Below are 25,488 nucleotides of genomic sequence, written 5' to 3' on the forward strand. Positions count from 1 at the left end.
TCTATATTTTATTATTCGTTCTTATGAATTAGTAAAGATTAAACTGTGATTTGATGCGTTTTTAATAAGTTTATAGCGCATATTAATCTACTATATAATTTACCATTAATATTCATGTAATTCTATTTTCATATTTAAAATTATAGAATAATATTCGTTTAAAGTTTACCACTCTAATTTAATATTACAAATAAGTTGAACCCTTTGAATACGGGACAAAAGTCGTAGTGACGCCCATTTAACCCATTATTACAGAATGATGATACGACTCAATGGTTTAGTAGCAAGCTTTCAATTTTAAACATAAGAATAATATTAAGATTCTGTTGCGACGTCATACTTTTGTAATGCTAAATAATGTATTACGATATTAAGCTTTTAGTATATTTTTTGATTTTTTGAAAAGGATATCTAAAAAGTTTAAAATGTGGATTTACATGAGTAAGTAAAATGAAGGCATAAAAAAATGCCTATCCTTTTGGATAAGCAATACGGTCTCGACGGGAATCGAACCCGCGATCTCCTGCGTGACAGGCAGGCGTGTTAACCGCTACACTACGAGACCTAAAAAATGGTGACTCCTACGGGACTCGAACCCGTGTTACCGCCGTGAAAGGGCGGTGTCTTAACCGCTTGACCAAGGAGCCGTTCTTAAGCACAAGATAGATTATAGCACAGGCTTTATTTTGAAGACAAGACATTTTTTACATAATTTTAATATTTTTTTATAATTCCTTAATTTTTTGGATAAACGTTGTAATAACAATGGTTTTAAGGTTACAAATGCTATATTTATCGATTTTTTACACTTATATTTTTATAAAAAACGGGGGTGCGACAGAAATAAAATTTTCTCAAAGTTTATTTCGTTGTTACCTCGTCAAGGATGACTAGGTTTGAAAAAAGCTTGATTCAAGGGCATTTTTCAAATCAGTCAGCTACTGACAAAATGATAAAGTAGGCTGAGACATTTTATTTTGTCCCAGCCTCACTAATTATTAATATTGTTGGAATGATAGACGGGTTACAGTGAGCAGGTTTTTCGGCAGAAATACTCAAAGTTCGACAAAACCTGAGAAACAGTTTTGCTCACTTTTCGATTCTGCTCAAAACCTAAACGCTCACTTGCGCATCTTTTTTACCACAATTGTTCTAATAGGTTTGTTTGGTCACGGTCTGGACCTACTGAGAAGATTGAAATACGTACATTACATAATTCAGAGATGCGTTCTAAGTATTTACGTGCATTATCTGGTAATTCTTCTAATGTACGGCAACCAGTGATATCTTCTTCCCATCCTGGTAACTCTTCAAAAATTGGTTTACAACGACGTAATTGATCTAAGTTAGCAGGATATTCTGTAATTTCTTCTCCATCTAATTCGTAAGCAGTACAAATCTTCACTGTATCAAGACCTGTAAGTACGTCGATAGAGTTAATAGATAAGTCTGTAATACCACTAACACGACGAGAGTGACGTAATACAACTGAGTCAAACCAACCTACACGACGTGGACGTCCTGTTGTTGTACCGTATTCACGACCAACTTCTCTAATATGATGTCCATCTTCATCAAATAATTCTGTAGGGAATGGACCATCGCCTACACGAGATGTATATGCTTTACATACACCAATCACTTTAGATACGAAAGTTGGGCCTACACCTGTACCAACTGTTACATTACCTGCAACAGGGTTACTTGAAGTTACAAAAGGATATGTACCATGGTCAATATCTAACATAACACCTTGTGCACCTTCAAATAAAACTTTTTCTTCAGCTACAAATGCATCATCTAAGATTTTAGAAGTATCTGTAACAAACTCTTTCAAACGTTGACCTGCAGCATAGTATTCATCAAAGATTTCATCGAAACGTGGGCAAGTTTCATTAAACATGCCTTTGAAGTATGCATTTTTAACTTCAATGTTTTCTTTTAAACGTCTTTCAAATGTTTCTTTTTCTAATAAGTCAGCCATACGGATACCAATACGTTGCGCTTTATCCACATAAGCTGGTCCGATACCTTTCTTAGTAGTACCGATTTTATTATCACCACGACGACGTTCTTCATATTCATCTTGTGCTAAGTGATATGGAAGAATGACTTGCGCACGGTTAGAAATACGTAAGTTTGAAGTAGATACACCACGTTCATTTAAACCGTCTAATTCTTTTAATAATGCAACTGGATCTACAACTACACCGTTACCTATAACTGCAAGTTTATCTTTATAAAATATACCTGATGGCACTAAATGTAATTTATAAGTTTCTCCACCAAATTGAATCGTATGACCTGCGTTATTACCTCCTGAAAAACGTGCAATAACATCTGCTTGTTCCGCTAAGAAATCTGTAATTTTACCTTTACCTTCGTCTCCCCATTGTGTCCCAACAACTACGATTGATGACATGTGAGCACCTCCAAAGTTTTCTCAATTAACCATTAAGTATTCTATCAATACGAACCTCATAATGCAAATAAAAATCGAACATTAATTTTAGCGTATAATAGTTCTACACTCTAACGTCAATTTATTTAACAAAACTGTTAAAACCTTGATAATACAATGATTTAAACTCATTTACCAAAAAATCATTACACATACTTACGCTCAGATTCTATCATCAAAACAAAGTAAAAACCGTACATTAAATTATATTATTAATTTAATGTACGGAAAAATATTTTTTATGACATTTCTGCATGTGCATAATCAATGTCTGTAAATTTATTATATTGTTTCATGAAGTGTAACTTCACAGTACCAGTCGGACCATTACGTTGTTTAGCGATAATGATTTCAATTTCACCATTTTCATCATTCGATTGTGGTTCGAAATTTCCACCGTCACCGTCATCTTCGCCTTCACCGCGATTATAATAATCATCACGATATAAGAAGGCAACGATATCCGCATCTTGCTCGATAGAACCTGATTCACGAATATCACTCATCATTGGTCGTTTATCTTGACGTTGTTCCACGCCACGAGATAACTGACTTAGTGCAATAACTGGACATTCTAATTCACGAGCAATCGCTTTTAAAGTACGTGAAATTTCAGATACTTCTTGCTGTCTGTTATCAGAAGCACGTGAACCACTACCTTGAATTAACTGTAAATAGTCAATCACAATCATGTCTAAACCATGTTCTTGTTTTAAACGACGGCATTTAGAACGTAAGTCTGTAATTCGAATACCAGGTGTATCATCAATGAAGATCTTGGTACGTGATAATTTACCGACTGCTATTGTAAATCGATTCCAGTCTTCTTCTGTCATCGTACCTGTACGTAGTCGATTGGAATCCACATTACCTGAACTACAAATCATTCGTGTTGCTAATTGGTCTGCCCCCATCTCAAGTGAGAAAATGCCGACAGTATAATTACCTTCATGTGTCGCTACCTTTTGAGCAATGTTAAGAGCGAAGGCAGTCTTACCTACTGAAGGACGAGCAGCTAAGATAATTAAGTCATTTCTGTTAAATCCAGCTGTCATTTGGTCTAAATCACGATAACCCGTAGGAATACCCGGAGTTTGACCACTATTTTGGTCGAGCTCTTCAGCTGTTTCATAAACTTGTCCTAATACATCTCTAATATCCTTAAATCCATCACTTTGACGATTAGAGGATAATTCAAGAATACGTCGCTCGGCATCACTTAATATCGCATCTAATTCAAGTTCATTATCATAACCATCGTTGGCAATACTATCCGCAGTTTGAATTAATCTGCGTTTTAATGCATGGTTTGCGACGATATTAGTATAATACTGAATGTTACGTGTCGTAGGTACATTATTTGAGAGTTCCGCTAAATACTGAGGACCACCAGCCTCGCTTAATGTACCTTCTTTCGTTAATTGATCCATTAACGTTACGACATCAATTTCATCACCATCTTCATTTAAGTTCATCATTGCTCTGAAGATGTGTTGGTGGGCACCTCTATAAAAGGACTCAGGAAGGAGCACTTCCTGAGTCGAATTAATCAATTGTGGATCTAAAATAATTGCACCTAAGACAGATTGTTCAGCTTCATTATTATGTGGCATTTGCTTTTGCTCATACATATTATCCATTAATCATTACACCTCTAAATCCATCTTAATTTTCACAAATCATAGTGCAACATTGTTATTTGAAAATTTTTAGTCATTAGTTCACGTAGCGTAGTTGAATGACGCTCAAATACACAATTTTTAATGAACTTAAGTGCTTTAGCACTTAAGTAAGTAGTTCTAATGATTATAATCAAAGAACTACTTTACCCGCTTCTTACTTCTCTACAGTGTGAACACGGATTGTACCTTCAACTTCTTTGTCTAATTTAACAGGTACATTTGTATAACCTAATGCATGGATACCTTGAGGTAAATCCATTTTACGTTTATCAACTTTAATATCATGTTGTGTTTTAAGTGCTTCAGCAATTTGTTTAGTACTTACAGAACCAAACAATTTGCCTCCTTCACCAGTTTTAGCACTCACTTCAACTTCAATTTCTTCTAATTTTGATTTTAAGGCTTTAGCGTCATCAATTTCTTTTTGTCTATCCGCTTCAGCACGTTTATTTTGTTGTTCCAATTGTTTCAAATTACCTGGAGTTGCTTCAACAGCATAATTATTTTTAATTAAAAAGTTATTTGCATACCCTACTGGTACATCTTTAATTTCGCCTTTTTTACCTTTACCTTTAACATCTTGTGTGAAAATTACTTTCATGCGTCTTCACTCCTACTCATTTGTTCTGTAATTGCTTGTTGTAATTGTTCAATCGCTTCTTCAATTGATAATCCTTTCAATTGTGTTGCAGCGTTAGTTAAGTGACCACCGCCACCTAAGGCTTCCATCGTTAATTGAACATTAATAGAGCCTAATGAACGTGCTGATATACCGATTAAGTTATCTTCACGTTTAGCTACTACATAAGAAGCTTCTATACCTTCTAAACTTAACAACTCATCCGCAGCTTGTGCAACTGTAACAGGATGATAAATTTTTTCGTTAGAACCATGTGCAATTGCAATGCCATTATCTTGAACTTCAACCGTTCGAATAAGTTCTGAACGATTAATATACGTATCGACGTCATCTTTTAAGAAGTGTTGCGTTAATATCGTATCTGCACCATGGGCACGTAAATAGCTTGCCGCGTCAAACGTTCTAGAACCTGTACGCAATGTGAAGTTACGTGTATCAACAATGATACCTGCATACATAACAGTAGATTCTAAACGTGTTAAACGTTGTTCAGTTGGTTGATATTCTAATAATTCTGTTACAAGTTCTGCAGTCGAACTTGCATAAGGTTCCATATATACTAATAATGGGTTAGAAATAAAGCTTTCTCCTCGTCTATGATGGTCAATCACGACTTTACGATTAGCTTTATTTAGAATGTTCTCATCTAATACCATTTCTGGTTTATGCGTATCCACAACGACAATTGTAGATTTAGATGTCATCATATCCCATGCTTCATCTGATGTAACAAATCGTTCTTTCAACTCAGGTTTCTTATCGATTTCATCCATCACTCGGCGTAACGTTGGATCAATATCTTCCTCGTTTAAGACAACATAGGCCTCTAAATTATTCATTAATGCGAATCTTGAAACCCCAATTGCCGCACCTATAGCATCTAAGTCAGGACGTTTATGTCCCATAATGATAACTTTATCGCCTTCAGTTAAGATATCCTTTAATGCGTGAGAAATAACACGCGCTCTTACACGTGTACGTTTTTCCATCGGGTCAGTCTTACCGCCATAGAATCGCACGTTTCCGTTCATATTCTTGATAGCTACTTGGTCACCACCACGACCTAATGCTAAATCTAGACCAGATTGTGATAATTCACCAAGATCGATTAAGTTCTCTGTACCTTCTCCGACACCGATACTTAGTGTTAGTTGAGCACGATAACCGACACTCTTTTCACGTAATTGGCTAAGGATTTCAAAGTTAGATTCTTCGATTTCGGCTAATATTTTTTGATTTAAATACGCTACGAACTGGTCAGAATTATATCGTTTAAAGTAAATATTGTATTCTGATGCCCAACGACTAATCACTCGTGTTACCATTGAGTTGATTTCAGAACGTTGCGTATCGTTCATATTTTGCGTAATTTCATCGTAGTTATCTAAGAATAACGTTGCGATGATTGGTTTTGATTCTTCATATAACTCATTAGTTTGTACTTCATCTGTAATATCGAAGAAATATAAACAACTTTCTTCCTCTGAATGACGAACGTGGTAATGATATTGACCATGTTCGATTTCAACTTCTTGTACCTTTTCAAGCTGCTTTAAAATATTCGGAAAAACTTCATTGACTGGTTCTGAGATGACATTCGTTTCTAAGTGTTCAGACATGTACTGGTTAATCCATTCAATATGGTCATCAGCATCAAGCACGACCATACCAATAGGTAATCGTTTAATAGCTCTGTTGCTTCCAGCCGAGATGTGACCACTTAAGTTATCCACATAATTATCCATTTTCAATAAGGCTTGTCTGACTAACACGATGCTAATAATAATCATCACGACTAAAATAGCTGCTGCAATTATAGCGACTAATGGTTTAAAGATAAACCATACAACTACAAGTGCAATCGAAGTGAGTACCATTAAAATAAATGGTATCAGTAGAGCCTTCTTAGTGGATTGACGGTTCATTATTCCACCTCTATTCACTTTTTAAAGTCATTTTTTAATCATTCGTTTTAAATTAATTCCTAAATCAAGTACGCCAAGTAATGCAATGATATGTGTTGCTGGTGTAATAATTGTCCCCACAACCATCAGCAATATCGTTACAGCGTTTGGCATACGTTTTGCTTTACCAAAGAAATGAATTACACTCAATCCTTGGATATACATCAGTAATGATAACACAACTTCGAAATTTAACACGATACTTTGGAAAGTACTTGGTTCAGTAGCGAACATTACACAAAGTAAAACAACCATATATACCCATAGTAATGAACGGTTAAGCTGCCAAGCAAATAAAGGTTTAAAAATTGGTGTAGCTACTTTAAATTTACGAAGAATTGGAAATGTAATAATTAAGTTAATTAAGACTAAAATAAAGACCGTAATGATAATAAAACTTGGAAGTTGAACTGCCATTTGACGGAAGCCTTCTTCTAAGATTGTTTTATAATCTGCTTCAACACCTGATGTTACAACAGCATTATGCATTGTATCTTTAAAAGGCTTAATTAATGTCGTAGCGCTAGGTATCTTTTTAAACGTTTGTAATAACATAAATGCGACTAAAGTAAATATACTTAAATATGTTGTAGCTATAAATAAGATGCGTTCTTTAGAGACACGTTCTTTTAATAATTGGCCAATAATAAAGCTAAGTATTAAAACTAAAATCATGGCACTTAATACAAATGTATTACCCAACAATGTGGTAAGAATAACTGTGATCAAAGCTCCAATTCCAAATGATGGAATAGACTTATTCCATAAAATAATACCTGGAATTGTAGCGAATAAACATAGAATTAATCCAAGTACTGGTAATACATACGTAACTAAAGCAACCATAACAAGTGCAATTGTTCCTATAATTGTCGCTTTAGGATGTACTTTTGAAAACAAATTCGCCACTCCTATACTATTTTGACTATAACTTCTATTTTAACCTCTAAGCAAAATTAAAACAAATTGTGAAGATTGAGGTATAGCATAAGACTATAACAATGTGTTTTTACTTCCATAGCGACCTACCCGCTTCGTCTATTTCCGCTTAAATTTCGTTACTTTAAGAAAATGATACAAGTTAGGTGCCCAATCATTAAAATTTAATAAAAAGCCATCATGACCTACATTATCCGGAACAAAGAAATGACGATGATATTTAAATCGTTCCCCTACTGCCCTCACTTGATCATCTGGATATAATAAATCATCCGTAAATCCCATTGTTAAGACCTTAGTATCTAGAGATTGATAAACATCATCTACATTCGTACGTCCGCGATCAACATTATGGCTATCTAAAACATTTAGCATTGTTAAATAACAGGACAAATCATAAGTTTCTTTAAATTTATTACCTTGATGTCGTTGATAACTCACCACTTCATCTGGTGAAAAGCGTTGGTCATAACTTTTAGATGAACGATACGTTAGAAAGCCTAATTGTCGTGCAATACTAAGACCTTCTTTGCCACCAAGATGAATCGCTTCTCGTGCAATTTCATTGAAAGCACGACTATATGACGACGTCTTATCAGTTGCTGCTAGAATAACCGCCTTATCCACTTCGAATTGTTGATTATATAGAAGCTCCATGACTTGCATGCCACCTAGACTACCACCAATTAAAATATTAATCTTGTTGAAGCCAAGTGCGCGTATGCCCAATTCAATAGCTTTTACAATATCTCTCAAAGTTAAATGCTTTGGAAAATTTGGATTAGTTAAAGGAGAACTTGAACCAAAGGGACTACCAATAACATTAAACGTTAGAAATTGATAATCATAAATCGGCATATAACCACCGTCTATAATTTCACGCCACCAACCAGGCTCGTCATCTGTGCCATATGTTAGATGATTACCAGTAAGTGCGTGACACACTACAACAAGCGGTTGACCAGCATAGCCTACATGTTCATAACGTAATTGTAAATTATCAATCATTTCACCTGATTCAGTTGTAAAGGGTCCTAAATTTAATGTTTCTACTGTGTAATTGGTCATATGGTTACCTCCTTTTAAATAAAAAATCGCCTATACTCTATTATTAAAGTATGAGGCGATTTGTCTCCATTACTTATCATTCGAGTATCTCGTTGGTAGTAGCACCGTGCGTATGCATCGCCGGTTGCTGAAGTTTCTCAGGGCCGTGTCCCTCCACTTCTCTTAATAAGTTTTTTAACTCTATTCATTTACTGCGTATTTATAAAATAGTATCAATGTACCATTTACGTTCTAGACTTTTATTTTATCTAATTGTATAACCAATTTCAATCGTTAGTTGTTGGGTTCTGCCTTTTCTAAAAGAAGAAACGTAAATCTGCTATAAGAACAATACCCACTAATATTGTTGTCGTAAGACTTCGTGTAAAAAGTGCAACAAAAACAGTCGGAATTGTTACTAAAACAAATGGGATATTGAGTGTATATCCTGCTACGCCCTCTTGTTGCTCGATAATGCCATCTAAGATAAGTGCTGTAAATAATGTAATTGGTATAAACGATAACCATTTAATTACCGTTTCTGAAAGTTGAATACGTGAAATCATTAAGAATGGGACTACTCGAATAATTAAAGTTACAAGTCCACACAACACGATTAATATAAACATGTGCCAAGATGTTGTCATTTATCCATCACCACCCCTAATGTTGCTGCTAACATAGATGCAATTAAAATTGCGACGTATGACGGCATGAACCAGCTTAAACTGAGCATCATCACGATGACAAATACGATAAGTACTATGTAAATTTTAAGTTTAGATGAAGTGATTGATTCAAATTGTGCCATTGTTAAAAAGATAAACATCGCGGTAATCGCAAAATCGAGACCTAACATACCTGGATTAGATATGTATTTACCGAGTAACGCACCAACAATACTTGCTAGTGCCCAAAATGAATATGCAGTTAGATTCAATCCATGTAACCAACGATCGTTTATCTTCTCCCCTTTTAAATGAGGCGTGATTGCAACGCCAAAGGTTTCATCTGTCAAAATTGAAGATAAGCCTAGTCGATTCCAGATACCATAATCTTTATAATTAGGTGCTAACGTCATTGAAAGTAGGAAGAAACGTGAATTGACAATCAATGTTGTAAGGACAATGGCAGAAATCGGTGTTCCAGTAGCCACAAGCGCACATATAATAAATTGTGCTGCACCAGCATACACAAGCAAACATAATAATAGTATTTCGATGATACTAAAGTGTTGTGAAGCCGCCACTATTCCAAATGATAGTCCAATTCCAACGTAGCCTAATAAAGTAGGTATACATTCTTTAACGCCCTGTTTAAATGTCACATGTGATGGCATCTTTGTAACCTCCTTTATTCTTATTAATTTTATAAAGTAATATACTAATATTTTCAGTCTAATATACGGATGCTAGAGTGGCAACAACATTAGACGCAGGGTTGTGTGACATTAGACTGAACGACTACTTAGAAATGTTGATTTGAAAGGATTTTAAATGTGTCTGTTTTTGTAGACAACGGTTTATTTATCTCTTAAAAAGTAGTCTAAATTAGCCTTTTTACTTCATCCCTTTATTAAGAAAAAGTGGAATTTTATGCAATTAATTATTAGAAATATACTAAGAGGAGATGGACTAAATTTAATATATTAGAATCTCATATGTAAGGACGAAAAAAACTGAGAAAAGCTCGGTAAGAGCATTTTCTCAGTTTAGTAAGCTACTACGAATTTGCGATGTAGCCTTAACATATTTATTTTAATCTGTACTTCTTACTAACTAATGAATTAGTCGTTTACTGGACGGATTTCAGTTTTACCACCCATGAATGGTACTAACGCTTCTGGAATTGTTATTGAACCATCTGCATTTTGATAGTTTTCAACGATAGCTGCAAATGTACGACCTACAGCAAGTCCACTACCATTTAAAGTATGTGCTAATTCTGGTTTAGAAGCGGCATCACGTTTAAAGCGGATGTTAGCACGACGCGCTTGGAAATCAGTACAGTTTGAGCAAGAACTAATTTCTTTATAGTTGTCATAACTTGGTAACCATACTTCTAAGTCGTATGTTTTACTAGCACTGAAACCGATGTCGCCAGTACATAAGATAACACGACGATATGGTAAACCTAATTCTTCAAGAATTGCTTCAGCATTTTGTGTCATATCTTCTAAAGCGTCCCAAGAATCTTCAGGTTTTTCGATACGAACCATTTCAACTTTGTCGAATTGGTGTAAACGGATTAAACCTCTTGTATCTCTACCAGCTGATCCTGCTTCACTACGGAAACAAGCTGTTTGAGCAGTGAATTTTTCTGGTAATACGCCTGGTTGGATGATTTCATCTCTATAGAAGTTTGTTAATGGAACTTCTGCAGTTGGAATTGTGTATAAACCTTCTTTTTCAACTTTGAATAAATCTTCTTCAAATTTAGGTAATTGACCAGTACCAAACATTGTATCTGCATTAACTAATTGAGGTGTCATCATTTCAGTATAACCGTGTTGCGTTGTATGTTTAGTAAGCATGTAGTTCATTAATGCACGTTCTAATAATGCACCATCTTTAGTTAAGTATACGAAACGCGCACCTGAAATTTTTGCAGCACGTTCAAAATCTGCCATTTTTAATTCTTCTACTAAGTCCCAGTGTGCTTTTGGTTCAAAGTCAAATTCACGAGGTGTACCCCATTTTTTAACTTCAACGTTTTCTTCATCAGAATCCCCTTGTGGTACATCTTCAGCAATTAGGTTAGGGATACGAATTAAGATATCTCTAACTTTATTATCCACTTCGTTAAGTTTAGCGTCGTTTTCTTTGATTTCGTCACCAAGTTCACGCATTTCTTTGATAACGTCGTCTGCATTTTCTTTGTTACGTTTCTTTTCAGCGATTTCTTCACTTACTTTGTTACGACGTGCTTTCATTTCTTCAGTTTTACCGATTAATTGACGACGTTCATTATCTAATTCTAATACTTCGTCAACTACTTTAGGATCATCTCCACGTAGCTCAATTTTGCTCTTAACTGTGTCTGCTTGTTCTCTGAATAGTCTAATGTCTAACATGTAATACTCATCCTTCCCAATTTTTGAAAAATTTAATTTCGGATAACATGCGTATTTTCAATAAAAAAAGACCACATCCCCTTTACAAGGGACGTGGTCTACGCGTTGCCACCCTATTTAACAATTTAACACTACATATGTATCAAATTGCACTTTCCTTAAAATAACGGTTATTACCGGTTGTTCACAATTGTAGGTAGATTCGCATAACAATCAATTACTTGTTCACACTCAACACAAGCTCTCTGAAATTAATTAATTATGTTACTTGTCCCACGAACAATAACTTATTAAGTTATTTTTAATATAGCAAACTCCTTTATAATTAGCAAGTAAATTGTAAATAATATTATATTCATGCTAGTCGTAAACACCCTCTATTAACCAACATAATCACTTCCCATCATTCATTACAAAATAATCTTCATAATAGTGTTGACGAAAGTCATTCACAGGTATAATATTTTCTATTGTATTTAAAAAGGTCATAAACAAACATTCAAATTTAAAACTCAACAGGCGAGTTAGTTGTTGATGCTTTCGCTACGCATCTCATCGTCACTTAAAATTTGAGTTATATATAGAATTGACAATAATCACATTTTTACAATTTAGTATTATACGTTCGAAACATCTTCAAGGGAGGGTTTAATTCATGGAAACATTAACAACAGTTAATATTCCGAAAAGAAAAGAAGAGACACATAAAGGTGACTATGGAAAGATTTTACTTATAGGTGGGAGTGCCAATTTAGGGGGAGCAATCATGTTGGCTGCGCGTGCATGTGTTTATAGTGGGAGTGGATTAATTACAGTAGCTACACATCCTACAAATCATGCTGCACTTCATTCTCGTTGCCCAGAAGCGATGGTTATCGATATTAACGACACTAAAATGTTAACTAAAATGATTGAGAACACTGATAGTATTTTAATTGGGCCAGGCTTAGGTGTCGATTTCAAAGGTAATAACGCAATTACATTTTTACTACAAAATATTCAGCCACATCAAAACTTAATTGTTGATGGTGATGCTATAACGATATTTAGTAAATTAAAACCTGATATCCCAACTTGCCGTGTTATCTTCACGCCACATCAAAAGGAATGGGAACGTTTGAGTGGTATCCCTATTGAAGAACAAACTTATGAACGTAATAGAGAAGCTGTAGATAAGTTAGGTGCTGCAGTTGTACTGAAAAAACACGGTACTGAAATATTCTTCAAAGACAAAGAATATAGACTTGGCATTGGTACACCGGCAATGGCGACTGGTGGCATGGGAGATACGTTAGCTGGTATGATTACAAGCTTTGTTGGACAATTTGATGATTTTAGAGATGCGATAACTAGCGCAACTTATACACATAGTTATATTGGAGAAAAATTATCTGAATCTATGTATGTCGTACCACCTTCACGTTTAATTAGTGAAATTCCATACGTTATGAAAGAATTAGAAAACTAAATAAGCTATAAAAATAAGACTTCCCTGGTATTAGGGAAGTCTTATTTGTTGAAGGAATCAATATTGTTGTAACTTTCTATTATTGATTAACCTTCCATTCTTTAGTTTTCGTCATCTTCATCATTGTTAGGTGCATTTTCAATGTCTTCATTTACACGATCCATGAAGTCTTGTCTAACTTCAATACGTTCATCTGTTGCATCTTCATCAGATGAAACTGTAGTCTCTTCGTCCGCTTCAGTATGAAGTGCGTTACCTGGTGTATCATCATCAATTACTTCTTCACTAGAACTTTCTGTACTTTCTGCATTTGATTCGCCATTTTCAGTTTGAGCAGCCTCAGTCGCATCTTCATCTTCTGTTTTATCAATAACTTTAGCAACTGTTGATACAAATTGATCATCGCCTAATTTCATTAAGCGAACACCTTGAGTTGCGCGACCATTTTGAGAAATATCTTCTACTTCTAAACGAATGATAACACCACTATTTGTAACAATCATTAAGTCTTCTTCGCCATTAACAGTTGTGATACAAACGATATTACCATTACGTTCAGTAATCTTCGCAGTCTTGATACCTTTACCACCACGATTTGATAAGCGATATTCACTCACTGGCGTACGTTTACCATAACCATTTTCAGTGACGACTAGCACTTCATCTTCGCTATCGGCATGGGCAACATCTAGACCTACAACGACATCATCTTCACGTAATGAGATACCTCTTACACCTGCAGCAGTACGACCTAATGGACGTAAACTTGTTTCTGCAAATCTAATTAATGAAGCATGGGATGTTCCAATTAAGATATCTTGGTTACCATCTGTAAGACGTACTGCAATTAATTCATCGTCTTCTTTGAATCCAATCGCAATCTTACCGTTCTTATTGATATGTGAGAAATTGCTTAAAGCAGAACGTTTCACAATACCATTTTTAGTTGCAAATACTAAGTAACTATCTTCATCTTCAAGGTTTCTAACAGCAATCATCGTACTGATTGTTTCATCATTATCTAATTCAATCGCATTAATGACTGGAATACCTTTAGATTGGCGAGATAATTCTGGAACTTCGTATCCTTTAAGTTTATAAACACGGCCTTTATTCGTGAAGAATAGAACGTGGTCATGTGTACTTAACGTTACAAGTTGGCTTACGAAATCTTCTTCCAATGTATTCATACCTTGAACACCGCGTCCGCCACGGTGTTGTGAACGATACGTTGAAACTGGTAAACGTTTAATATAGTTATTATGGCTCAATGTGATGACGATTTGTTCTTCAGGAATTAAATCTTCATCTTCTAAATCATCTAAGCCACCTAATTGAATTTCTGTACGACGTTCGTCACCAAAACGTTCTTTAATATCAGTTAACTCATCACGAACTAATTGAAGTAAAACTTCGTCATCGGCTAAGATTTCTTCAAGTTCAGAAATATAACCGAGTAATTCGTTGTATTCATTTTCAATTTTATCTCGTTCTAAACCAGTTAAACGTCTCAAACGCATATCTAAAATAGCTTGCGCTTGACGTTCAGATAATTTAAAACGCTCTTGCAATGTTTCCATAGCGACTTTATCTGTTTCTGATTCACGAATTGTCGTAATAATCTCATCGATATGATCTAACGCTATACGTAAACCTTCTAAGATATGTGCTCGGTCTTTCGCTTTTTTCAAGTTGTATTCAGTACGACGACGTACAACTGTCTTTTGATGTTCTAAATATTCAACTAAAGCTTGTTTTAAATTGATTAATTTTGGACGTCCATTAACAAGTGCAATCATATTAACACCAAATGAAGTTTGTAATGGCGTCTGTTTATATAAATTGTTTAAAATAACATTGGCATTTGCATCTTTACGAACATCGATTACTACTCTAACGCCAGTACGTAAACTTGTTTCATCACGTAAATCAGTAATACCTTCAATTTTCTTTTCACGAACAAGTTCTGCAATCTTCTCAATCATACGCGCTTTATTAACTTGATACGGGATTTGAGTCACTACGATACGTTGGCGACCGCCACCTCGCTCTTCAATTTCCGCACGTGCACGCATTTGAATTGATCCTCGACCTGTTTCATAAGCACGTCGGATGCCACTTTTCCCTAGAATTAAACCAGCTGTTGGAAAATCAGGGCCTTGAATATCTTCCATAAGTTCTGCAATCGTTACATCTGGATTCTTACTTAAATGTAAAACACCATTGATGACTTCAGTTAAATTGTGAGGAGGAATATTTGTTGCCATACCTACAGCGATACCTGATGCACCATTAACTAATAAGTTAGGGAAACGAGAAGGTAAGACTTCCGGCTCTCTTTCAGTACCATCATAGTTATCTAGAAAATCGATTGTATCTTTGTTAATATCACGCAGTAATTCTAACGTAATCTTAGTCATCTTCGCTTCAGTATAACGCATGGCAGCGGCACCATCGCCGTCCATTGAACCAAAGTTACCTTGACCATCGACAAGTGGATAACGATAACTGAATGTTTGTGCCATTCTGACCATGGCATCATAGATTGATGAGTCTCCGTGAGGGTGATATTTACCCATTACATCCCCAACGATACGTGCTGATTTTTTATATGGTTTATCAGGAGTCATACCTTGTTCATTTAAGCCATATAAGATACGACGGTGTACAGGTTTTAAACCATCACGTACATCAGGTAACGCACGTGAAACGATAACGCTCATTGCATAGTCTAAGAATGATTCGCGCATCTCGCTGGTTATATTTCGTTCATTTATTCTTGATTGAGGTAAGTCAGCCATCAAGATATCCTCCTTCTATAATCAATTCACTTAAAATAGCAAGACTGCAAGCCATTATGCTGTACAGTCTTCAAGATTTTCAATACTAGACGTTAACTTAGAAATCTAGGTTCGCATATACTGCATTGTCTTCGATAAATTGTCTACGATTTTCAACTACATCACCCATTAACATTTCAAATGTTTGGTCCGCTTCAATCGCATCTTCTAATTTAACTTGTAACATCATACGGTTTTCAGGATTCATAGTCGTTTCCCATAATTGATCCGCATTCATTTCTCCTAAACCTTTATAACGTGATATTTGCCATTTAGGTGTAGGGCTTAATTCTGATTTCAATTTATCAAGTTCACGATCATTAAATACATAATATTTTTGTTTGCCTTGTGCTAATTTATACAATGGCGGTTGTGCAATATACACATATCCCGCTTCGATTAGTGGTCTCATGAAACGATAGAAGAACGTTAGTAATAAAGTTCTTATATGCGCGCCATCCACATCAGCATCTGTCATGATTACAATTTTATGATAACGTGCTTTAGAGATATCGAACTCGCCACCAATACCAGTACCAAAGGCTGTAATCATTTGACGTATTTCATTATTGTTAAGAATACGGTCTAAACGTGCTTTTTCAACGTTTAAGATTTTACCTCTTAATGGCAAGATAGCTTGTGTTTTAGAGTCACGACCTTCTTTTGTAGACCCCCCGGCAGAGTCACCCTCTACTAGGAAGATTTCACTTTCTTCAGGTTTCTTACTTGAACAGTCTGCAAGTTTACCTGGTAAGCTTGAAATTTCTAAAGCTGATTTACGACGTGTCACTTCACGTGCTTTCTTTGCTGCGACACGTGCACGTGATGCCATAATTCCTTTTTCCACAACGATGCGTGCAACATTTGGATGTTCATATAAGAAACGTTCAAAATGCTCGGCAAACAATCTATCAACAATTTGACGTACTTCAGAGTTACCTAATTTCGTTTTAGTTTGTCCTTCGAATTGAGGATCACCGTGTTTAATTGATACGACGGCTGTTAAACCTTCACGTGTATCTTCACCAGACAATCTTTCTTTATCGTCTTTAATAATCTTACTTTGTGTTCCATAGCTATTTAATATACGCGTTAAGGCACGTTTGAAACCATCTTCATGCGTACCACCTTCATAAGTATGAATATTATTCGCATAAGATAATAAGTTTGTTGCATAACCGCTGTTATATTGCATAGCAATTTCTATTTCTACATCATCTTTAGTTTGATGAATATAAATAGGTTCTTCATGAATAGGCTCTTTATTTTCGTTTAATAGTTCAACGTAAGATTTAATACCGCCTTCATAGTGATATGTATCTTCGCGTTGCTCTACATCTTCACGCTCATCTCTTAAAGTGATTGAAATACCTTTGTTCAAGAATGCAAGCTCTCTAATACGCTTTTGTAGCGTTTCATAGTTATAAACAGTTGTTTCAGTGAATATCTCACTATCTGCTTTAAAGCGAATGACTGTACCTGTTTTACCAGTGCTACCTACTTCTTTAAGATCAAATTGAGGTACACCTTTTTTATATGCTTGATGATAGATAGTATCGTTACGATGAACGTATACCTCTAAATCTTCAGACAATGCGTTAACAACTGAAGAACCTACACCATGTAGACCACCAGATACTTTATAACCGCCACCGCCGAATTTACCACCAGCATGCAGTACAGTTAAGATAACTTCAACTGCTGGACGACCCATTTTTTCTTGAATATCAACAGGAATGCCTCGACCATTGTCAGCTACTTTAATCCAATTGTCTTTTTCAATAATAACTTCGATTTGATTTGCATAACCAGCAAGTGCCTCGTCGATACTGTTATCCACGATTTCCCATACTAAGTGGTGCAAACCTCTTTCTGAAGTTGACCCTATATACATACCAGGTCTTTTACGAACGGCTTCTAACCCTTCTAATACCTGTATCTGTCCAGCACCATAGTTATCTATGTTGTTTACATCTGACAATGTATTCACCATCACTTTCTATTACTTTATAATTTCACCTTGATTGATTCGATAAAGCTTAGCATTATTCATAATTTCATGATCTATGCCGTCTACAGATGTTGTTGTTACAAAGGTTTGTACTTTATGTTGAATCGTGCTTAATAGATGTGTTTGTCGAGAATCATCTAATTCGCTTAACACATCATCCAATAATAAGATTGGATATTCTCCAACTTCAATATTCATTAACTCTATTTCTGCTAATTTAATGGATAATGCAGTCGTACGTTGTTGCCCTTGAGATCCATATGTTTGTGCATCCATATCATTTACATTAAAGCCTAAATCATCTCTATGTGGTCCAAATAAACAGACGCCTCTATCCATTTCTCGCTTAATATTGTCATTCAATAGCGTAATCACTTCGTCCAATAACGTCTGTTCACCTTTGCTCATATCACTGAGTTTAATACTTGGTAAATAAGTTAATGACAACGTTTCTCTCTCATTCGTGATACCTGCATGAATCGGTTTAGCCAATGATTCTAATTCTTTGATGAAATGCTCTCGTCTCAACGTTACATTTAAAGCATATTGTGCAAATTGTTGGTTTAAGACTTCTAACATTGTAGTGTCTTGCTTCTGGCCCAATTGCAGTTGCTTTAAGTAATTATTCTTCTGTTTGAGAATACGCTGGTATTGAGCCAAATCATTTAAATATACTGCAGATATCTGACCTAATTCCATATCAATAAAGCGTCTTCGTATCTGAGGGGATCCTTTAACAATATTTAAATCTTCTGGCGCAAAAAGAACCACGTTAAGATGTCCAACATACTGAGTTAGTCGACTTTGTTCTAAGTGGTTCACTTTTACTTGTTTACCTTTTTTAGTTATAAACATCGTTAGTGGCATCGTTCCATGTCTATAATTTAGTACACCGTCTATTTTAGCATACTCTGAGTTAAACCGTATAAGCTCCTTATCATTCGATGTACGATGACTTTTGGCTAAAGCTAATGTGTAAATTGATTCAAGCAAATTCGTCTTCCCTTGTGCATTTTCTCCGATCAGAATATTCACATCAGGATGACATTCGAGCGTAACTTCTTCATAGTTACGATAATTTTCTAATTGGAGTGTTTTAAGTTTCATTGTTCACCTTGATGAATAATGATTACAGAATCAATTTCAGGGATATCTGGGAAATCAATTCGATCTTGGTTAGCTAGTTTTTTACCACGACGTGTTTCGCGCTCGCCATTAATTAGAACTTCAACATCTTGTAAGAACCATTTAGCTTGTCCACCTGATTCAATAATGCCTTCCGTTTTAAGAAATTGGCCTAACGTAATATCGCCTTCAACTACTACTTCTTGAACCAAAATAATCACTCCGTTTCTTTATGTGTCATTAATATATTATACCTTTTTTAGGTTTAAATTTCATTTAAAATGGGATGTGAAACCGTTTACTTCACAATATCTTTTTACATATTTAATTTTAGTAGGAAAATTAGTTATAATTTTCAATTTGAAGCGGCTTTTTTAAAGAAAATTGAAGATTACAAATGAGGTTGTATAGAGAATAGCCTGATTTTTTAATTTTAAGGGCCATTTTAGCTTGATGATATATTATTTAGAGTTATCCCACTAGTGAATAACTTTTGTGTCTATATTAAAGGCTGATTGAGCTTAAATTAAATAAAAAAGGAGTTAGGACGGAATTCCTTTTGAATTCGTCGTAACTCCAAATTAATAGCTTTTAAAACTAATACGTTCTAATTGGTAAAATTAATTGTGTGACAGAATCATCTTCTTTTGGTTTAAGGATGAATGGTTTCATCGTACCAAAGAATTCAACTTCAACTTCATCATTATCAATCGCTTTTAACGCATCCATCATATAACGAGAGTTGAAAGAAATCTTCAAGTTGCCACCCTCTACATCCGTTGCTGTAACTTCTTCTTTTACAGTACCAATCTCAGGTGATGTAGATGATAATTCTACAACATCATTACCTGTACTTAACTTAATAACGTTGTTACCACCTTCTCGTGCCAATAAAGAAGCACGATCGATTGCGTGATAGAATTCACCGTTGTCTAAGCCTAATTTAATTTCGTAATTCTCAGGGAATAAACGTGTTGTATCAGGATAATGTCCTTCTAATAAGCGAGAAATAAAGTTTACATTTCCAACTTTAAATAAAACTTGATTTGAAGCAAAGAAAATATCAATCTCTTCATCGCTATCACTCATAATTTTATTTAATTCTGATAAAGCTTTACCTGGAATGATGACATTTTTATTTTCAGAGTCATCTTCTAATTTCAACTTTCTTACAGCCAAGCGGTGTGAATCGGTCGCAGTGCATATTAATTCATTATCTTGTATAAGCCAGTTAACACCAGTAAGTACTGGTCGTGTTTCTGAGGTGGACACTGCGAAATTTGTTTGTGCAATGATATTTTTTAATACTTTTACTGATAATTGGATTGCATCATCACGTGATACTTGAGGTAATAATGGATATTGATCAGGATCTAAACCACTTAAGTTAAATTCAGAATGTCCTGAAGTAATCAGTGTTTGAAATTGTTCATTTGTTGATAATTTAACATCTTTACCTGGTAGTTTTTTAATAATATCTACGAAGAAACGACCAGGAAGTACAACTGAACCTGTTTCAGAAATAGTGACAATATCCTCACCATCTACTTGTTTAGGGATTGTAATTTCAATAGATATCTCAGAATCTGAACCAGTAAGGATGACTTCGTTATCTTTAGCATCGATTTTGATACCCGTTAAAATTGGTAATGTTGTTCTTGGTGAGATGGCTTTTAATGTGTCATTTAATTGATTAATAAAATAATCTCTTCTAATTGTGAATTCCATCATTAATTTAAACTCCTTCCAGTCGTTTATATATAATTATATAGGTTTTAAATTCATAGTAATAGTAGTAGGGTTTGTGGATTAGTGGATATGTTAAGAAAATCCTTGTGTGCCAAAGTTATACACATGTGGATAAACTGTTGATGTTGTGTATTACTTTTAAACATTATCCACAATTACGAATAAAATGTTTATGACGTTTATCATTAATCAATGCTTCTTATACCATAATAACTTGTTACTATTTTTTATTTCCCACTTTATCATTCATAATCTGTTGTATAACAGTTTTCAACTTTTATTTTATTGATTGCGAATTTCTTTTTCCAAATCTTCAACTTCTTGTTTAAAAATCGTATCGGTTTTAATATCTTTAGCGATTTTTTCGTGCGCATGAATTACTGTCGTATGATCTCGACCACCGAATTCTTCACCAATCTTAGGTAATGAAAAATCAGTAAGTTCTCTTGATAAATACATCGCAATTTGACGTGGATAAGCAATTGATTTTGTACGTTTTTTTGCGCTGAAATCTTCGATGCGAACGTTGTAGTAATGTCCAACGACTTTTTGAATATCTTGGATCGTAATTTTTTTAGATTTAGGAACTTGAATAATATCTTTGAGCGCTTCTGCTGCTAATTCAGTCGTAATAGGTCTGCCTTGAAGTTTAGAATAGGCAAGCAAACGTGTGAGTGCGCCTTCTAATTCACGGATGTTTGATTGAATTTGATTAGCAATATAATTTAAAGCTTCAGCAGGAATTTCTAAATTCTCTTCTTCGATTTTTTTCTGAAGAATCGCCATACGCGTTTCATAGTCAGGAGGAGTAATATCAACGATTAATCCCCATTCGAAACGAGAACGTAAACGGTCTTCTAATTTTGCAATTTCTTTAGGTGGACGGTCACTTGAAATGACAATTTGCTTCTTATTTTGATGTAATTCATTAAATGTATGGAAGAACTCTTCTTGCGTTTGTTCTTTATTCTGAATAAATTGAATGTCATCAATCAGTAACACGTCGATGTTTCTATACTTCTCTCTAAAGGCTTCAGGTTCATTGTTACGAATTGATTTGATGAAGTCATTTGTGAATTTTTCACTTGAAGTATATAGTACTTTAGCATTTGGTTGATTGCTAAGAACATGATGACCGATCGCATGCATAAGATGTGTCTTACCAAGACCAACGCCACCATATATAAATAGAGGGTTGTATGCTTGTGCTGGTGCTTCAGCAACTGCAAGACTTGCTGCATGTGGAAATCTATTACCAGGTCCAATGACGAAAGTATCAAATGTATTGTGAGTATTGAATTGATCTGTGCCTTCATGACTATCTTCAATGATTTGACGTTGAGGTTCGCTTGGCGTGTTAGATTTACGACTTGTCTCATCAAGTTCAGCTAATTGTTCAGCAGTGAAAAATTTGGGTTCAACTTCATAACCAATAACATCTTTCATAATTGTTTGGATTACTTCTTTGTAGTTTGAATTTAACCATTCTGCGTAAAATTCATGAATTACAAAGATGATTGCAATATTATCACGAATTTCTTTGAGTTCTGTATCTTTCAAAAAAGTATTAAATGTCGATTTAGATATTTCTGATTCAGCAACTTCTAATACTTTTTTCCAAATTTCTTGTTCTGACATAAAATAAACTCCATCTTCTTTTAAATTTAGGACTTATACACAGACATTTAGACAAGTGGATAAAAATAATCACAGCATGTTAATAATTATCCACAAGTTAATAACATTCAGTGGATAACTTTATATATGCTATGATTTATTCACACTAAATACGTATATAAAATCAATAAATAAATCCTTTAAAAATAATGAGTTAGACGACTTATCCACATAATTATACTTTTTAACTTAGAGAGATGTCAAATAGGTGTGAATATGTTGTTAAATTTGGTATAAATCTGTTAATAATTAATATATTATCCACAGAAGCTTGAATCTCGTATGTGTATAAGTGGATAATTTTAAAAAACTAATTTTATGTACTACAACAGCTTTGGGAAATAATTTATAAAGATGAATTTAAAATGAATAAAGTGTGTGAGACGCACGTTTGACGAAATGTATAAATATTAAAAATGGTTGTTGACAAGTGATTAAAAAATAACATCTTAATGCAAATGCTACTTGCTTTATAAATAGTAATTTGTTATATTGTAGTAGTTGTTTGAATTATGACTAGATAAAATTGAATTAAAACAAGAATTCTGATATCAGAAATTATAATTTATCTATTAAAATAATCAGGATCACTACAAGAGCAAGTGAGCTGGATAAATATGTAGATGGAGGTGTTTTGCATGGTAAAACGTACTTATCAACCAAATAAACGTAAACATAGTAAAGTTCATGGTTTCAGAAAACGCATGAGCACTAAAAATGGCCGTAAAGTTTTAGCACGTCGTCGTCGTAAAGGCCGTAAAGTTTTATCAGCATAAGATCACTGACTTCTCAGTGGTCTTTTTTTTCGTTTGAATAGGTATAAATTGAGATACGCTATATCAAAACTAACTTTAGCTAAGATGGCAAAGAATAAAATAAGCGAGTGATGTGAACGTGGAGAAGGCTTACCGTATAAAAAAGAATACTGATTTTCAAATGATTTATAAAAGAGGAAAATCGGTAGCAAATAGACAGTTTGTTGTTTATACCTACAATAGTAATAAAGATCATTTTCGATTAGGTATTAGTGTATCTAAAAAAATAGGCAATGCAGTGATTCGAAATAGAATTAAACGTGCGATAAGAGAGAATTTCAAAATTCATAAAGAAGATATTATTGCACGTGATATTATCGTTATTGCTAGGCAACCAGCTAAGGATATGACTACACTTGAAATCCAGGGTAGCTTAGAACATGTATTAAAAATTGCAAAGGTCTTTAATAAAAAGATTAGATAGAAGGGTAGGGGGAGTTTTAGACGCCTGTTAGTCTGACGTTAGACAAACCGAAGTCTTACCTTATGAGCGATAAATCAACTTATTAGCAATTTTTATAGAAACAAATTACAATGTTATAATGAAATTTTACTTGAATAAGGAGGCGAGGATAATCATGGATTTTGATACGATAACTAGTATTTCAACACCTATGGGTGAAGGAGCAATCGGTATTGTCCGTTTATCTGGACCACAAGCCGTTGAAATTGGAGATAAGCTATATAAAGGAAAGAAAAAGTTGCAAGACGTAGATTCACATACGATTAATTATGGTCATATCGTAGATCCTGAAACAAATGAAGTTGTTGAGGAAGTTATGATATCTGTGCTAAGAGCACCAAAAACATTTACACGCGAGGACATTATTGAAATTAATTGTCACGGTGGTATTTTAACAATTAATCGAATATTAGAACTTACAATGACGCATGGTGCAAGAATGGCAGAGCCAGGTGAATATACAAAGCGTGCATTCTTGAACGGGCGTATCGATTTATCACAAGCTGAAGCTGTTATGGATTTTATTCGTTCTAAAACAGATCGTGCTTCTAAAGTTGCCATGAACCAAATCGAAGGGCGACTAAGTGATTTAATTAAGCGACAACGTCAATCCATTTTAGAAATTCTCGCGCAAGTAGAAGTGAACATTGATTATCCAGAATATGACGATGTTGAAGATGCTACAACTGAATTCCTATTAGAGCAATCTAAAAAGATTAAAAACGAAATTAATCTATTATTAGAGACTGGAACACAAGGTAAAATTATGAGAGAGGGTCTTTCAACCGTTATCGTTGGTAAACCAAATGTAGGGAAATCGTCAATGTTAAATAACCTTATTCAAGATAATAAAGCCATCGTAACTGAAGTTGCAGGTACAACTCGTGACGTTTTAGAAGAATACGTCAATGTTAGAGGTGTACCATTAAGATTGGTAGATACTGCAGGTATTCGTGACACTGAAGATATCGTTGAAAAAATTGGTGTCGAACGTTCACGCAAAGCCTTAAGTGAAGCAGATCTAATCTTATTTGTATTAAATAACAATGAGCCATTAACACAAGAAGATCGTACATTATATGAAGTTATTAAAAATGAAGATGCCATTGTAATTGTTAACAAAACTGATTTAGAACAAAACTTAGATATAAATGAAGTAAAAGAAATGATTGGTGATACTCCACTTATCCAAACATCTATGCTTAAACAAGAAGGTATTGATCAACTAGAATTACAAATACGAGATTTATTCTTTGGTGGCGATGTTCAAAACCAAGATATGACGTATGTATCTAATTCAAGACATATCTCTTTATTAAAGCAGGCTAGAAATGCCATTCAAGATGCGATTGATGCAGCTGAATCAGGTATTCCTATGGATATGGTTCAAATTGACTTAACGCGTACTTGGGAATTATTAGGTGAAATTATTGGTGAATCTGCTAGTGATGAATTGATTGATCAACTATTTAGTCAATTCTGCTTAGGAAAATAATAGTTTATACCTTATAGCTATGTAACGTTTAAGAAATGA

At 34.5% G+C, this 25,488-nt stretch carries 19 protein-coding genes, 2 tRNA genes, 1 riboswitch and 1 other annotated feature; of the genes, 4 read left to right on the top strand and 17 right to left on the bottom strand.

Annotated elements, in window-relative coordinates; translation table 11 throughout:
- Positions 1-492: 492 nt before the first annotated feature.
- The 11 genes from BB045_RS03745 to serS all read right to left on the bottom strand — a co-directional run bounded on the left by BB045_RS03745 (position 493) and on the right by serS (position 11,806).
- Positions 493-565 (bottom strand) — tRNA-Asp (locus tag BB045_RS03745).
- A gap of 7 nt (positions 566-572) precedes the next feature.
- Positions 573-647: transfer RNA gene (locus BB045_RS03750), tRNA-Glu, on the bottom strand.
- Between the two features lie 491 nt (positions 648-1,138).
- Complete coding sequence (locus BB045_RS03755) at positions 1,139-2,422, bottom strand: adenylosuccinate synthase (protein ID WP_048667871.1); 1,284 nt, start codon at positions 2,420-2,422, stop codon at positions 1,139-1,141.
- A gap of 278 nt (positions 2,423-2,700) precedes the next feature.
- Positions 2,701-4,101: a replicative DNA helicase gene (gene dnaB / locus BB045_RS03760; protein ID WP_070581794.1), complete on the bottom strand. Its 1,401-nt coding sequence runs from the start codon at positions 4,099-4,101 to the stop codon at positions 2,701-2,703.
- A 196-nt stretch (positions 4,102-4,297) separates the two neighbouring features.
- A complete protein-coding gene (gene rplI, locus BB045_RS03765; RefSeq protein WP_053036259.1) occupies positions 4,298-4,744 on the bottom strand; it encodes a 50S ribosomal protein L9 in 447 nt (148 codons plus the stop codon).
- Positions 4,741-6,708 carry a DHH family phosphoesterase gene (locus BB045_RS03770; RefSeq protein ID WP_070581792.1) on the bottom strand — a complete coding sequence of 656 codons (1,968 nt, stop codon included), beginning with the start codon at positions 6,706-6,708 and terminating at the stop codon, positions 4,741-4,743. Before BB045_RS03770 ends, rplI begins: the two co-directional genes overlap by 4 nt.
- Before the next feature lie 27 nt (positions 6,709-6,735).
- Positions 6,736-7,662: a YybS family protein gene (locus tag BB045_RS03775; protein WP_256268657.1), complete on the bottom strand. Its 927-nt coding sequence runs from the start codon at positions 7,660-7,662 to the stop codon at positions 6,736-6,738.
- Positions 7,663-7,785: 123 nt separating this feature from the next.
- Positions 7,786-8,754: a homoserine O-acetyltransferase MetX gene (gene metX / locus BB045_RS03780; RefSeq protein WP_049394865.1), complete on the bottom strand. Its 969-nt coding sequence runs from the start codon at positions 8,752-8,754 to the stop codon at positions 7,786-7,788.
- A 70-nt stretch (positions 8,755-8,824) separates the two neighbouring features.
- Positions 8,825-8,926: riboswitch (SAM riboswitch) on the bottom strand.
- A 124-nt stretch (positions 8,927-9,050) separates the two neighbouring features.
- Positions 9,051-9,380: an AzlD domain-containing protein gene (locus tag BB045_RS03785; protein WP_070581788.1), complete on the bottom strand. Its 330-nt coding sequence runs from the start codon at positions 9,378-9,380 to the stop codon at positions 9,051-9,053.
- Positions 9,377-10,072: an AzlC family ABC transporter permease gene (locus BB045_RS03790; protein WP_070442129.1), complete on the bottom strand. Its 696-nt coding sequence runs from the start codon at positions 10,070-10,072 to the stop codon at positions 9,377-9,379. Before BB045_RS03790 ends, BB045_RS03785 begins: the two co-directional genes overlap by 4 nt.
- A gap of 447 nt (positions 10,073-10,519) precedes the next feature.
- Complete coding sequence (gene serS / locus BB045_RS03795) at positions 10,520-11,806, bottom strand: serine--tRNA ligase (protein ID WP_049394867.1); 1,287 nt, start codon at positions 11,804-11,806, stop codon at positions 10,520-10,522.
- 84 nt (positions 11,807-11,890) lie between these two features.
- Positions 11,891-12,089: a binding site (T-box leader), on the bottom strand.
- 372 nt (positions 12,090-12,461) lie between these two features.
- On the opposite strand from serS, the gene BB045_RS03800 reads away from it, so the two are divergent.
- Entirely contained in the window at positions 12,462-13,274 is an 813-nt protein-coding gene (locus tag BB045_RS03800) for an NAD(P)H-hydrate dehydratase (RefSeq protein ID WP_037552514.1), read from the top strand.
- 101 nt (positions 13,275-13,375) lie between these two features.
- On the opposite strand, the gene gyrA is transcribed toward BB045_RS03800, so the two are convergent.
- From gyrA to dnaA, 6 genes are all read right to left on the bottom strand, one after another.
- On the bottom strand, positions 13,376-16,075 hold the full coding sequence (gene gyrA / locus BB045_RS03805) for a DNA gyrase subunit A (RefSeq protein WP_070632379.1): 2,700 nt from the start codon (positions 16,073-16,075) through the stop codon (positions 13,376-13,378).
- 97 nt (positions 16,076-16,172) lie between these two features.
- Positions 16,173-18,107, bottom strand: a complete 1,935-nt coding sequence (gyrB, locus tag BB045_RS03810) for a DNA topoisomerase (ATP-hydrolyzing) subunit B (RefSeq protein ID WP_070632382.1) — start codon at positions 18,105-18,107, stop codon at positions 16,173-16,175.
- A 9-nt stretch (positions 18,108-18,116) separates the two neighbouring features.
- Positions 18,117-19,232, bottom strand: a complete 1,116-nt coding sequence (recF, locus tag BB045_RS03815; RefSeq protein ID WP_070442117.1) for a DNA replication/repair protein RecF — start codon at positions 19,230-19,232, stop codon at positions 18,117-18,119.
- Positions 19,229-19,471, bottom strand: coding sequence for a S4 domain-containing protein YaaA (gene yaaA / locus BB045_RS03820; protein WP_172458781.1), 243 nt, complete (start codon positions 19,469-19,471; stop codon positions 19,229-19,231). The genes recF and yaaA overlap by 4 nt, the downstream gene beginning before the upstream one ends.
- A gap of 376 nt (positions 19,472-19,847) precedes the next feature.
- Positions 19,848-20,981, bottom strand: a complete 1,134-nt coding sequence (gene dnaN / locus BB045_RS03825; RefSeq protein WP_011274360.1) for a DNA polymerase III subunit beta — start codon at positions 20,979-20,981, stop codon at positions 19,848-19,850.
- A 300-nt stretch (positions 20,982-21,281) separates the two neighbouring features.
- Positions 21,282-22,637, bottom strand: a complete 1,356-nt coding sequence (gene dnaA / locus BB045_RS03830) for a chromosomal replication initiator protein DnaA (RefSeq protein ID WP_075140481.1) — start codon at positions 22,635-22,637, stop codon at positions 21,282-21,284.
- A 677-nt stretch (positions 22,638-23,314) separates the two neighbouring features.
- Between dnaA and rpmH the strand changes: the two genes are divergently transcribed.
- From rpmH to mnmE, 3 genes are all read left to right on the top strand, one after another.
- On the top strand, positions 23,315-23,452 hold the full coding sequence (gene rpmH / locus BB045_RS03835) for a 50S ribosomal protein L34 (protein ID WP_000240855.1): 138 nt from the start codon (positions 23,315-23,317) through the stop codon (positions 23,450-23,452).
- A 112-nt stretch (positions 23,453-23,564) separates the two neighbouring features.
- Positions 23,565-23,915 (top strand): ribonuclease P protein component, encoded by a 351-nt coding sequence (gene rnpA / locus BB045_RS03840; protein ID WP_178377501.1) that lies wholly within the window; start codon positions 23,565-23,567, stop codon positions 23,913-23,915.
- Between the two features lie 154 nt (positions 23,916-24,069).
- On the top strand, positions 24,070-25,449 hold the full coding sequence (gene mnmE / locus BB045_RS03845; RefSeq protein ID WP_075140483.1) for a tRNA uridine-5-carboxymethylaminomethyl(34) synthesis GTPase MnmE: 1,380 nt from the start codon (positions 24,070-24,072) through the stop codon (positions 25,447-25,449).
- The last annotated feature ends 39 nt before the right edge of the window (positions 25,450-25,488 follow it).

This window comes from Staphylococcus sp. MB377 (assembly GCF_001922505.1).
Classification (GTDB): Bacteria; Bacillota; Bacilli; order Staphylococcales; family Staphylococcaceae; genus Staphylococcus; species Staphylococcus haemolyticus.